Here is a 13283-nt window from a genome sequence, read left to right as displayed (position 1 = left end):
TTAACGAAGAACGCGGAGGGATGAAGATGAAAACGAATGAAGTGGCAAAGATTTTAGGAATTCATCCGAGTACGGTATTAAAATGGGTAAAGCAGCACGACATAGAGCCTGACAAAAATGAATTTGGACATTGTGAATTTACAGAAAATCACGTCGAAAAGCTACAGGAAATTCAACAAAATCGTCAGCGTCAAGGTGTCGTTAAAGTGATTCAAAAAGAAGAAGTTATCCCAAATGAAGACATAAATGCGATGCAGAGGCAAATCGAGGAACTAGCGGCACAAATTCATGAAAAACAAGAAAATGATTCATCGAATGAAAAAATGACGATGATGCAGCAGCAGTTAGATGAAGTGATGATGCATGTGAAGAAAAGTGAAGCCTCAGAAGAAACGTTAACAACGTCCCATATTGAAAGCATACAGCAGCAATTTGATGACTTGATGACGCTTGTTCTTGAAAAAGAAGAAGAGTCCAAACTGAACAAGCGGCTGCAAAAGCAAATTGATGAACTCACGTCACGCATTAAACAAAACGAAGCGCAAGTCGTTCCGATTCAAAACGAGCATGTCCAAGACGTTCAAAAGCAGCTCGATCATTTGTTGCTGAGAATGATTGAAAATGAAAAGCGCATTGATGAAAAAGCAGGAGAAGTCGTCACATTTCAAATTCTAGAACATCGGTCTGAAATTGAACAGCTCACTCGTACCATCAAAAAACTTGAAGGAAAAATGGAAGATTTACAAGAAAAACTACATCAATACGAAAACGCTCAACCAAAACAAGCTGCACCGAAATGGCGCACATTTTTAACCGGTATTTTTAATTAGCAAAACAGACTCTCGCTGTGAGGTCTGTTTTTTTGTTGTCTTACATTCAGTGATTTTTATTGAATACGCATACAAACCTACTTATTAAAAGACGCTATAACAAATGAACGAAATATATTTCGTAACCCGAAAATCTTTTACTTGACGATATACTTGTTTGTTTGGTAAAACTAGTTTAGTTGCTATTTATTTAATGAAGTGAAATAAATAAATTTGTACTATTTTTTAGAAGAAAGAAGGAGAGTGTGTGGATAAACGACATGAGTTGATTCACGATATGGAGCTATTGTTCCGTACCGTCTTTCGGCAGCTTCGACATGAAATTCATGCGGTGTTAAACGCTGAATTATCACCAAATGAATTTATGACCTTGCGCATGTTAAAAGACTTAGGACCGCAAAAGGTGACTGATATTTCGAAGCGCTTGAACGTATCGGCCAGCCATATTACGGCGGTAACGGACTTATTAATATCAAAAGAATTCGTCGAGCGAAAGCGCTCAGAACAAGATAGACGCATCGTTGAAATTGTGCTAACAGAAGCAGGAAAAGAAGTATTTGAGCGAGTCGAGCAAAAGAAACAAGATTACTTTTTTGATCGATTTCAACATTTTACGGATGAAGAAATCAAAATCATTATTACGTTATTTGAAAAAATTAATCGAACGAAGCAATAATCGTTCACTAAGTGAACTAATTTTATAACGAGAAGGAAGTGACATCATGGAACATCTTGATCATAAAAAGAAAATTACAATTATGATCGCAATCATGTCTGCCATGCTGTTTGCGGCACTGAATCAAACCATTGTCGGAACAGCGCTGCCGCGAATTATCGCCGAGCTTGGTGGTATTGAATATTTTAGCTGGGTCTTTACGATGTTCATGCTAGCATCGAGTATTACAGCGATTTTAGTTGGAAAGCTATCTGATATTTACGGACGTAAACCATTTATTTTAATTGGAATCGGTGTGTTTACCGTCGGTTCGTTACTGGCTGGATTTTCTACATCCATTTTTGAACTCATCGCATACCGTGGCATTCAAGGGCTGGGTGGAGGACTTATCATGTCGACCGCTTTTACAGCCGTTGGGGACTTGTTTTCTCCGCGTGAACGTGGAAAATGGCAAGGGATTATGGGATCTGTATTTGGATTAGCGAGTGTATTTGGTCCAACACTTGGAGGCTGGATTGTCGATAATGCAGATTGGCACTGGGTTTTCTGGGTGTTCTTACCGTTCGGAATCGTCGCCTTCATTTTAATTTGGTCGTTATTCCCGAGCGTTGAGAAGAAACCAGGTGAAAAAGTCGATTATGTTGGGTCTCTATTTTTAACAACGACCATCGTACCGCTTTTATTAGCATTCTCATGGGCCGGCTCAAAATACGAGTGGGCATCGGGGCAGATTATTGGTTTATTTCTTGCAACCATCGCCTCACTCGCCATCTTCATTTTAGTAGAGAAGAAAGCGAAAAGTCCGGTGTTGCCTCTTGATTTATTTAAAAATGGGATTTTCTCACTTGCGAACATTGTTGGCTTTATTTTAGGAGCCGGGATGTTCGGAGCCGCGATGTACATTCCATTCTTTATTCAAGGAGTGATTGGTGAGTCTGCAACTGCCTCTGGTCTTATTATGATGCCAATGACATTGTCGATGGTTGCAGCAAGCACCATTGGTGGTCAGTTCATGACAAAGACTGGAAAATACAAAATGTTAGCCATTACAGGTCTAGCCGTCATGGCAGTTGGGATGTTCTCTCTTTCTGCAATGGGACCTTCTACATCGGTGACCATGGTTGTCGTGAATAACATTTTAGTTGGGCTTGGACTTGGCATGAGCTTCCCTGTGTTTACACTGATTGTACAAAATGCCGTTTCTCAACACTATTTAGGTGTGGCAACTGCTTCGTCTCAACTATTCCGTCAAATTGGTGGAACGGTGGGCGTAGCGCTGATGGGAACGATGATGAATGTTCGTATGAATGAGCAAATGAATGAAGGAAGCCAAGGGGCAGGAGACCTTGCGAAGAATCCAGAGCTTGCGCAAAAGCTACAAGGCTTAGATCCGCAAGTTTTAATGGACCCTGAGCGCTTGAGTCAGATTCAACAGCAAATTCCACCACAATTTCAAGAAGCGTTCAGTGCTGTCGTTCGTATGCTTCAAGACTCATTAAGCTATGCACTAACGGGTGTGTATTTTACGGCAGCACTTATTATCATTGTCGGAGTTGTACTCACATTCTTTATTAAAGAAGTGCCGCTTCGTACAAGTCAACGCACGGAAGAGAAGAAGGAAGAAGAAGCTGTGTAAAGCATCAAATTTGGTCATGATGAGTGAGAGTCGTATAATAGAGGAAAAGCCGATAGGAGGTTTTTCAAAATGACAACAAATCACGAATTAGCTACATTTGCTGGAGGTTGTTTTTGGTGCATGGTAAAGCCGTTTGATGAGCAGCCAGGCATTGAAAAAGTGGTCTCTGGTTATACAGGTGGACATACAGAGCATCCAACGTATAAAGAAGTGTGCTCAGAAACGACGGGACACTATGAAGCGGTTCAAATCACATTTGACCCAGCTGTGTTTCCGTATGAAAAATTACTAGAGCTCTATTGGCAGCAAATCGATCCAACTGATGCAGGTGGACAGTTTGCCGACCGAGGAGATTCATACCGTACAGCGATCTTTTATCATAATGATGAGCAAAAAGAGCTTGCGGAGAAATCCAAACAGCTGCTTGCTGATAGCGGCCGTTTCAAGGATCCAATCGTCACAGACATTCTTCCAGCGAAGCCGTTTTACGAAGCGGAAGAATATCATCAGCATTACTATAAAAAGAATGCATTCCGTTACTCCATGTATCGAAACGGATCAGGTCGTGCGAAGTTTATTAAAGAAAACTGGAGAAACTTCGACCTAGACAAAGAGCTAAAAGAGCGTTTAACACCGGTTCAATATGAAGTCACACAAAACGATGCGACAGAGCCACCGTTTCGTAATGAATTTTGGAATCATACGGAAGAAGGCATTTACGTAGACATCGTGTCAGGCGAGCCGTTATTTAGCTCAAAAGATAAATACGATGCAGGCTGTGGGTGGCCATCGTTTACAAAGCCTTTAAAAGTCGAGCACGTCAAAGAAAACATGGACGTTAGCCATAACATGGTTCGCACAGAGGTGAGAAGCAAGGACGCAAATTCTCACTTAGGTCACGTATTTGACGACGGACCAGGACCAAACGGACTGCGCTACTGCATCAACTCAGCCGCACTCCGTTTCATTCCAAAGCAAGACCTAGAAAAAGAAGGCTACGGCGAATTTGTATCACTGTTTGAATGATAAAAAGCGAGAGACGCTATGAATGGCGTTCTCTCGCTTTTTTAATTTTTGATCGAATCAGGCCAAAGAGAAAGAGAAGTGGAATGTAAAAGTAAATAAGGTACATCCCAATCTTTGACATGTTGTTATTCCATTCATCAATGACTTTTCGATTATCAAGAGCAAGTGAACAAGCAAAGAGACCTATTATTAAAAGTAATACGTAGATAGATGGCCTTCCCCCAAATTGGTTTTTAATGATGCGAACCGTGCACCATGCATTAATGGTAATAACGGGAAGCACAACGAGTAGCCATAATGAAATAACCACATACTCAAATCGTTGGATAAATGGAATCTCAATGATTTTTGCCATCGTAAGGGTCGACCAAATCGATTGAGACAGCTGACCTTGACTAAAATACATAAACGAAATGACAGCGACAATTGTGTACATAAAAGTACTAAACATAACACCATAATGAGCCCACTTTTGATTCGAATGTCCGTTTTTAATAAACGGATAGTAAACGAGCAGTGCTTCAAATCCTAAATATTCAAATGTGACAATCTTGCATGATTCAAACAAGTCTCTAGCACCATGATCCAGAATGGGGAGTAAATTTTCAACCTGTCCGTATTGAATTGGAAATATCAACGATAATATAAGCGGAAGCGGCAGGATGAGCCCAAAAAATGCAATTCCCGTAATGATTCGAAACCCACCAGTTAAAATGTAATAAATTAACGGTAGAAATAAACATGACATAAACCATGTGCTTATTTGTGGAAACATCCACACTTGAAGAACTTCGATGTAATTTCGATATACGGTTAGCGCAAAGATAAAAAAATAAACCGCCAAGGTAAGATTAAATATGCTACCTAAAAATTTCCCGAAATACATTTTATGAATATGAGTAACGTCTGTGTTTTCTCTTTTGAGGAAATGAAAGCACATCCAGATTAAAATCGATATACTAATCCCTGAGATAATCGTAGAAATCCATGCATCATGTCCAGCACCTCGAATGATATAGCGCTGATAGCCTAAGATTCCAACACCAACTTGCCCTGCATGAACGAGGTAAAAAAGAAAAGAAGGAGACACTTGAAACTTTTCATCAACAGTATTATGCATGTTTGTGTTCCTCCTTCTTATTCATTAATTCCGGTTTGTACGAGCTGTATCTCAGCTTTGATGGTAAATTCTACGTCTGAGTATATTTCTTTAAATTTTTTCGAGTCAAAACCTCGTGTGCGACTGCGAATATAGTCTGTAAAACAAATAGGGTCAATGTTCATTTTTTGGAACTTTTCGAGTAGCTTCTTCCCTTGCTTTTCAATATCTTCTTTCAGCTTATCCTCAACCATGGTGACATTTTTGGGGTCTGTTAAATTAATCCAGCCAGGGTATTCCTTGACAAGACCATCAATCTTCAAATGAATCGTAATGGACGGCTTGTCATCTTTATGGTGAAGATCATAGTTGGTTTTGGTTCGAATGTTTTGAAGCGTGACCTCGCCTTTTTTGTTATCATCCTTAATATGCATGGAATAGCGACCGTGTTTTGAGCCAGATGAAAGCAATTTAAACAAAAAGGTTTCAGACATATTAATCGTTCCAACGACTTTGTCCTTATCAAATAGCGCTAAGCCTGTTAGTTTAATCGCATCTTTCTCTTGTTTTAGCATTGGTAAAAAGGCGTCTCGGTCATCGCTAAAAAAACTGAATAAAAACACTTGAAAATTAATGCGCGGTAAGTTTTCTGTTTTAATATTTTGCTCAATCAAATTTGAAACGAATTGTGAATCACTAATTTTTTTCTTTGTGACCGAGCTCAACATTTCATGCGCATTTCCTTTTACAATCGCCATTTGCAGTGTTCTTCCTAAGTCAGGATTTCGAGCAATGGTATTAATAATATCATCTAATCCTTTTTCAGAAAGTGATTCCCCAATGATTAAACTACGAAGCTGTCCAAAGGCAATCGGTAACGATGATTTATTGTTTAACTGAAGCGGGATATCGAAAATGGTATCAGCCGTTGTGGCGATAATACTTGGTTCTTCGGTTTGACCGTATTTAAAAATCGGATACAAAATCGTGCCTCTAATCTTTGTGTCGTCTTCTAAATCAAGTCCGTACGAGTTGACAATTTGGACCTCATCAATGATTTCCTGATCAGCACATCCAACTGTAAGAAATATGCATAATATAATAAGTAGCACTCGTTTTTTCATAGACAGGATGCCTCACTATTCCTTATTTACATCTGGATCATTCTTTTTCTTTGCTTTTTGTGAATTATATCGAGTGGGTGTTAATGGTCGCAAAAAGCTAGGGCGCTTTGCTGTATGACTGTACGGCAATCGTAAAAATGAATCACGAAAGCCGTTTGGTCGAAACGGATAAATCGGAACAAGATAAGGTGTTCCAAGCGACTGCAAGCGCATGAGATGAACAATCAAAAAGGAGAAGCAAAGGACAATTCCAGGTAACCCTAAAAGGGCTGCAAAAATAATAAATGGAAAACGAAGCAAGCGAATTGTGTTTGACATTTTAAAAATAGGTGTCGTGAACGAAGCGAGCGCTGATAAGGCAACAATAATTAAGAGAATATTACTTGTTAAGGATGCCTCTACGGTCGCTTGTCCGATTACAATCCCTCCAACAATCCCGAGTGTTTGACCGACTTTTGTTGGCAAACGTGCCCCAGCTTCTCGAAGCAACTCAATTGTAATCTCTAAAAATAGAACCTCAAAGACGGGTGGGAACGGGACGTTTGTTCTTGAAAAAATAATCGGTCCTAGCAAATCCTTCGGTAGCATTTCGTAATGATACGTGACGATGGCTACATAAAGTGGTGTGGCAAAGATAGAGAAAAATACGCCAAATATACGAATAACTCGAAAGAAGGATCCAAGTACCCAAGGTAAATAATAATCCTCTGGTGAAATAAAGAAATCTAAAAGGGTGGAAGGACCGGTTACCGCATACGGTGATCCGCTACTAAAAAACGCCACTTGTCCGTTTAAAAGGGTAAACACAACGCGATCAATTCGTTCTGTGGTTAAAAAGAGTGGAAATGGCGTTGTGGAGTTATCAGAAACAAGCTGCTCAAGCATCGTGCTATCAAAAATAACATCAAAGTCAATGGATTCAATTCGCTGTGTCATCGTGTCAATGTGTTGCGGATTCGTCACATCTTCTAAATACACAAGTACGACGCGAGTTTTTGAAATGGTTCCAATCGATAGTTCTTTGAATATTAATTTACTTGAAATGAGCGTTTTTCTCATTAAATACAAGTTCACATCTAAATCTTCGACTAAGCCGACTTTCGGACCTACTACACTAAATTCGTTTTCAGAGTCGTTTTCTTTTCGAAAGCCTGCATCGAGACTTTGTACTTTAATCATCGCGACTTTTCGATCATCTACATGTAATTGAAACATTAAATAGCCACGTAATAGTTTTTCTTCAATTTCTTGTGTGTCGTCTGTAACAGAAATGTCTTCGATTGGCATAACGTTTTCAACATCGTTTAAATCTTTTAACGTAAAGTCCATTTTTTGAAGAGGCGAAATGACTTTTTCTTCGACACTTGTCACGTCTACAAGCTGTTTAAAATACGTAATAACAAATTTACGATGCTGAGCCCCTACAGCTAACGTCATAAAGTCACTAGACTTCTTAAACTGTTCAATGATTTCATTAAATGTCTTTTTGTTCGGTTGTTTATCTGAACGTCCTCGTTTGAACAGGTTTTTAAACATAGTCGGATACTCCCTTGTACATAAAGCCGTTTTGTTAGTGGTAGTTTGTTCATGTTTTCCCTTTTTATGCGAAGGATGCCATTGAAAAGAAATTGTCATAATTATTTACAATAGATTGATACTAGTGACATGCTCCATTTACATCCTTTTGTTATTGTTTTTAGTGTTGAAAAAATGGAGAAAGCGGAGGAGACCGTATTGAAAACAATTTCAAAAAAAATGTTAGGCGTAACGTTAGCAAGCGCCGTTGCTTTAGGATCATTTGGTTTTAGTCAATTCTCACCACAAACCGAAGCAAAAAACGAAGGAAAAAAAGTAAAGCCAGAAGAAGCGAAAAACGTCATCATGATGGTCATGGACGGGACAAGCTCTAGTGCAACGACATTAGCAAGGTGGTACAAAGGTGCACCATTACATATGGACCAGCTTGTTGCAGGTGGCGTGACGACGTATTCGGCCGAATCAGCCATTACGGACTCAGCTCCAGCTGCAACAGCCATGGCCACTGGAAATAAATCAAACTCTGGTTATGTTGGGGTTTTACCTTCCCTTGTGAACACACCAGGTGTTGACCCTATTAAGGAAGAAAATCAATTTCGTCCGGTAGCCAATGTGTTAGAAGGAGCGCAAAAAACAGGTCGCTCAACAGGGATTGTCTCTACTTCTGAAGTTCAGCATGCCACACCAGCAGGCTTCTCTGCTCATCATCATGATCGCAATAACTTTGATGTGATTGGTGAACAGCAAGTGTATCAAAATATGGATGTAATCTTAGGTGGGGGGAAAGATTCTCTATCACCTGGACAAGCAAGTAAAAGCCGTAAAGACGGGGAAGACTTAATGAATGTCATCAACAATCGAGGCTATGATTTTGTTGAAACACGCGATGAATTAATGAATTCAAAGTCTGATAAAATTTGGGGCTCATTCTCTAACACAGCGTTAGCTTACGACTTGGATCGTGCAAAAACACGCCCAGAAGAGCCAACAGTAGCAGACATGACAGGAAAAGCGATTTCTACGCTTTCTAAAAACAAGGATGGCTTCTTCTTATTTGTAGAAGGTAGTAAGCCAGACTGGGCTGCACATAGCAACGATACAATCGGGATTATCAGTGATGTGTTAGCATTTGATGAAGCAGTAGGAAAAGCATTAGAATTTGCGAAAAAAGACGGAAATACGATGGTTATTGCGGTATCTGACCACGGAAACAGCGGAATTTCCATCGGTAACCAAGCGACAACAAAAGGCTATGACAAAACGCCTGTATCAGCTTACATTGATCCATTGAAAAAAGCAGATATGACGGTTGAAGGTGCGTTAAGTAAGTTAAACAGTGATTTATCAAACAAAGAAGAAGTGGCGAAGCTCTACGGTTTAGATAACTTATCTTCTGAGGAAAAAGCAAAGCTAGATGCAGCAAAAGATAGCAAAGCAATTGGTACAGCTCTAGTACAAATGCTTGCGAACCGCGCTAATATTGGCTTTACAACAGGAGGACATACAGGCGAGGATATGTTCTTATACTCGTATGGTCCACAGCGTCCAGTTGGTTTCTTCGATAATACAGACCTTGCCGACCATATGGCAAAATCAATGGGCGTTAATTTAGAAAAGCTAACAAACGAGCTATTCTCTGAAGCAACGAATGTGTTTAAGGGAGCAAGCATCCGTACAGATGTAACGGACCCAACTAATCCTGTATTAGTTGTTACAAAAGGAGATAAAACAGCAACATTACCAGTGAACAAAGATGTAATGATTGTGAATGGAAAAGAATATAAACTTCCAGGTGTAGTCGTTCAAAGCCAAAAAGGTGAATTCTACGTTCCAACAGAAGCAGGAAAAATATTTAAAAAGAAAAAGTAATGATTTTCCTTTTTAAATAGGAAGTAATAGAAATTTTTGCGAAAAATGGTATACGCCATTTGTCATGAACATAGATTAAACTATCAAATAAAACCATTGACAAGTTGGAAAATTCTTTATAAAATTAAAACAAATTAATACGGAATCTCTCTCAGAGTAAAGGGGAGTAGCGTCAGGGAAACCTGAAACAAAGTCGTCATTACATGGATCTTCATCCATCGGCTTTGTTGGCATACATGTATGCTCAGCAAGACCTTTGCCATTTTTGGCAAAGGTCTTTTTGTGTTTTCTTTGTCGAAAATGGGAAAAAGAATAATACAGAGAGAGAAAAGAGAGGAGTCAAATAGATGGATGCAGCATTGTTGTTAGAGTATGGATGGGTTCTACTAGTTCTCGTCGCACTTGAGGGGATTTTAGCAGCCGATAATGCGCTTGTTATGGCCATTATGGTAAAGCATTTACCAGACGAACAGCGTAAAAAAGCGTTATTCTATGGGTTGGCAGGAGCGTTTGTTTTCCGCTTTGGGTCATTATTTGCCATTTCGTTCTTAGTAGATGTATGGCAAGTGCAGGCAATTGGTGCAATTTATTTACTATTCATTGCCATTAACCACATCATCAAACGATATGTGAAAAAAGATGACCATGAGAAAGTAAAGGAAAAAGGAGAAAAAGGAGAAAAAGGATCAGGGTTTTGGCCAACGGTTATTAAGGTAGAGCTCGCGGATATTGCGTTTGCCGTTGACTCAATTTTAGCTGCGGTTGCGTTAGCCGTTACTTTACCTACTACAAATTTACCTCAAATAGGTGGATTAGATGGCGGTCAATTTTTAGTGATCTTTGCAGGTGGTCTGATTGGATTAATCATTATGCGTTTTGCAGCTACATGGTTTGTGAAACTGTTGAATGAGCGTCCAGGTCTTGAGACAGCAGCCTTCTTAATTGTTGGATGGGTAGGGGTTAAATTAGCCGTTTACACACTTGCTCACCCTGAACTTGCCATTATTGATGAGCACTTTCCAGAATCAAAATTATGGAAAATCTTCTTCTGGATTGTGTTAATTGCCATTGCAGCTGGTGGTTGGTTCTTATCGAAGAAAAAAGAAGCACCAACTGAAGTTGAAAAAGATGCAGAAGAAATGATGAAAAAAGTAGAAAATGAGTAAATCGTAAAATTTGTTAAACAAAAGATAAATTTGAAATCTGTGAATAAGTAGTCATGTTATCATCGTTTACGTTATAATGAATAGTCGCCAACAAAAGGCGGCTATTTATTTTTTTATAAACACCCGAAAAACACCAAATCGAAACGAACGATATGTAGATAAAAGAGGTGAAACCATTGCTTAACATACTCTTTAAGTTCGGTCGCAATCGAACACTTGAAGAGATGGCGATACAAGTTCAAAAAGGTGATCAGCAGCTACAAAATGATTTGATTGAACAATATAAGCCGTTTATTGCAAAAGCTGTTTCAAGTGTTTGTAAAAGGTATATTGAAGAGTCAGACGACGAATTTAGCATTGGTCTCATCGCTTTTAATGAAGCTATTGAAAAATATACAAAAGAAAAGGGAAGCTCTCTTCTTGCGTTTGCTGACTTGATTATTAAGCGTCGTGTTATTGACCATATTCGAAAGGAAGCTCGTGTTCAAACTTTTCATTTACAAGCATATGAAGAAGAGGAAGATGAATTTGCTCAAACAAAAATTGAGGCTCATTTATCTCTTCATGAACACATTAAGCAGATTGAACAAGAGTTTAGGAAAGATGAAATTCTCCATTTTCAGTCGATGCTAAAAACCTTTCAGCTGTCATTTTATGAAATTGTGGATCAATCTCCAAAGCATGCAGATGCAAGAATTAATGCAATTGAAGTTGCAACATTCATTGCTAACAATGAAGAAGTGAAAGCAAAATTGTTCAAGAAGAAACAGCTTCCTATTCGTCTCGTGGAAAAGCATGTGGCCGTGAGTCGAAAGACCATTGAGCGAAATCGTAAATACATTATTGCCATGGTCATTATCCTAACGGGGGATTACGTATACTTGAAAGACTATTTAAAAGGGGTGCTCAATTCTTGAAAAAAGGAATTGTCATGGAAGTCACATCAGATTACGTTACATTGTTAACCCCTGAAGGCGAGTTTGTAAAAACGAGAAATGAGCATAAACAGTATGAACTAGGGGAAGAAATGTCGTTTTTTCCTTTTCATGTGCAGGAAATAGAAGCAACACGACTTGCTTCTAAACGTAAAGCATGGAAGCCTTTGTTCATCGGTACCTTAACTGTTGCGATGATGTTGGTCTTTATCATTCCTTATTACACGCAACAGCAGGTGTATGCATATATGTCGATTGATATTAATCCTAGCTTAGAATTAAGCGTGAATCAGGACTATGAAGTAATCAAGATTCAAGCATTTAATGAAGAGGGGAAAGAGCTTATTCAGCGTCTTTCAGCATGGAAACATCAATCGCTTCATGACGTTACAACAAACTTATTAAAAGAAAGTCAGAAGCAGGGGTATTTAAAGGAAACAAACAAAGTATTCATTACAACGGTTGTAAAAGATAAGAAAAATGAAAAGTACAAACAACACTTATCAACCGAGATTCAACAAGTGAAGCATGAATGGAAGTCTTATACGTTTGAAACCGTTCGTTCTTCTAACGATACAAGAGAAAAAGCGGTAAAACAGGGAATTTCAACAGGCTCTTTTGTAAAAGAGAATGAAACACCTTTATCACAAAGTAAAGAAAACGACCAAGTAGAGAATGAATCTCCAAAGCCGATAACGCCATCCGTTCAACCGATTCCTTTTCAAGAACAGTTGAATGAAGAGAAGTTGACGAATTCATCAGCAGCATACGCAAAACGAATGGAGAAAAATCTCGAAGGCTTTCCTTTAGATGAGAAGCCAAAAGATGAATCTGTACGTGCAAAGCTCAATAAGGAAAAGTCGAAAGATTCATCTGTACGTGCAAAGCCGAATCAGGAAAAATCGAAAGATGAATCTGTACGCACAAAGCCGAATAAGGAAAAATCGAAAGATGAATCTGTACGCACAAAGCCAAACAAGGAAAAGTCGAAAGATGAATCTGTACGTGCAAAGCCGAATCAGGAAAAGCCGAAAGATGAATCTGTACGCGCAAAGCCGAATAAAGAAAAGCCAAAAGATTCATCTGTACGTGCAAAGCCAAACAAGGAAAAGCCAAAAGATTCATCTGTACGTGCAAAGCCAAATCAGGAAAAGTCGAAAGATGAATCTGTACGTGCAAAGCCGAATCAGGAAAAGTCGAAAGATTCATCTTTACGTGCAAAGCCAAATGAAGAAAAGCCAAAAGATTCATCTTTACGTGCAAAGCTCAATAAGGAAAAGCCAAAAGATGAATCTGTACGTGCAAAGCCAAATCAGGAAAAGTCGAAAGATGAATCTGTACGTGCAAAGCCGAATCAGGAAAAGTCGAAAGATTCATCTTTACGTG

11 protein-coding genes and 1 riboswitch are annotated in these 13283 nt (G+C 39.0%); of the genes, 8 read left to right on the top strand and 3 right to left on the bottom strand.

The window, feature by feature from the left end; genetic code table 11:
* Window positions 1-26 precede the first annotated feature (26 nt).
* From JOC83_RS05290 to msrA, 4 genes are all read left to right on the top strand, one after another.
* On the top strand, window positions 27-830 hold the full coding sequence (locus JOC83_RS05290) for a MerR family transcriptional regulator (protein ID WP_205184912.1): 804 nt from the start codon (window positions 27-29) through the stop codon (window positions 828-830).
* A gap of 247 nt (window positions 831-1077) precedes the next feature.
* On the top strand, window positions 1078-1506 hold the full coding sequence (locus JOC83_RS05285) for a MarR family transcriptional regulator (RefSeq protein ID WP_205184909.1): 429 nt from the start codon (window positions 1078-1080) through the stop codon (window positions 1504-1506).
* A gap of 46 nt (window positions 1507-1552) precedes the next feature.
* The gene (locus JOC83_RS05280) at window positions 1553-3142 is read left to right on the top strand and encodes an MDR family MFS transporter (RefSeq protein ID WP_205184907.1); all 1590 of its coding nucleotides are present in this window, start codon (window positions 1553-1555) and stop codon (window positions 3140-3142) included.
* A 69-nt stretch (window positions 3143-3211) separates the two neighbouring features.
* On the top strand, window positions 3212-4168 hold the full coding sequence (gene msrA, locus JOC83_RS05275) for a peptide-methionine (S)-S-oxide reductase MsrA (RefSeq protein ID WP_205184904.1): 957 nt from the start codon (window positions 3212-3214) through the stop codon (window positions 4166-4168).
* Between the two features lie 16 nt (window positions 4169-4184).
* Here msrA and JOC83_RS05270 read toward each other — a convergent pair whose 3' ends face one another.
* Genes JOC83_RS05270 through JOC83_RS05260 form a run of 3 tightly spaced genes read right to left on the bottom strand, consistent with a single transcriptional unit; the run spans window position 4185 to window position 7927 of the window.
* Entirely contained in the window at window positions 4185-5288 is a 1104-nt protein-coding gene (locus tag JOC83_RS05270; RefSeq protein WP_205184901.1) for a GerAB/ArcD/ProY family transporter, read from the bottom strand.
* A gap of 17 nt (window positions 5289-5305) precedes the next feature.
* Window positions 5306-6391: a Ger(x)C family spore germination protein gene (locus JOC83_RS05265; protein ID WP_205184898.1), complete on the bottom strand. Its 1086-nt coding sequence runs from the start codon at window positions 6389-6391 to the stop codon at window positions 5306-5308.
* Between the two features lie 15 nt (window positions 6392-6406).
* Window positions 6407-7927 carry a spore germination protein gene (locus JOC83_RS05260; RefSeq protein WP_205184896.1) on the bottom strand — a complete coding sequence of 507 codons (1521 nt, stop codon included), beginning with the start codon at window positions 7925-7927 and terminating at the stop codon, window positions 6407-6409.
* Between the two features lie 198 nt (window positions 7928-8125).
* Here JOC83_RS05260 and JOC83_RS05255 point away from each other — a divergent pair, with 198 nt between their 5' ends.
* From JOC83_RS05255 to JOC83_RS05240, 4 genes are all read left to right on the top strand, one after another.
* Window positions 8126-9796, top strand: coding sequence for an alkaline phosphatase (locus JOC83_RS05255; protein WP_378913143.1), 1671 nt, complete (start codon window positions 8126-8128; stop codon window positions 9794-9796).
* Window positions 9797-9945: 149 nt separating this feature from the next.
* Window positions 9946-10042: riboswitch (yybP-ykoY riboswitch) on the top strand.
* A gap of 101 nt (window positions 10043-10143) precedes the next feature.
* A complete protein-coding gene (locus JOC83_RS05250; protein WP_205184891.1) occupies window positions 10144-10962 on the top strand; it encodes a TerC family protein in 819 nt (272 codons plus the stop codon).
* Between the two features lie 167 nt (window positions 10963-11129).
* Window positions 11130-11879, top strand: a complete 750-nt coding sequence (sigI, locus tag JOC83_RS05245) for an RNA polymerase sigma factor SigI (protein WP_205184889.1) — start codon at window positions 11130-11132, stop codon at window positions 11877-11879.
* Window positions 11876-13283 (top strand): anti-sigma factor domain-containing protein (locus tag JOC83_RS05240; protein WP_205184887.1); only part of this gene is annotated, 1408 nt, incomplete at its 3' end. The genes sigI and JOC83_RS05240, both read left to right, overlap by 4 nt.

The sequence above is a fragment of the Priestia iocasae genome (assembly GCF_016909075.1).
GTDB lineage: Bacteria > Bacillota > Bacilli > Bacillales > Bacillaceae_H > Priestia > Priestia iocasae.
This window is presented reverse-complemented; position numbering and strand designations above follow the sequence as displayed.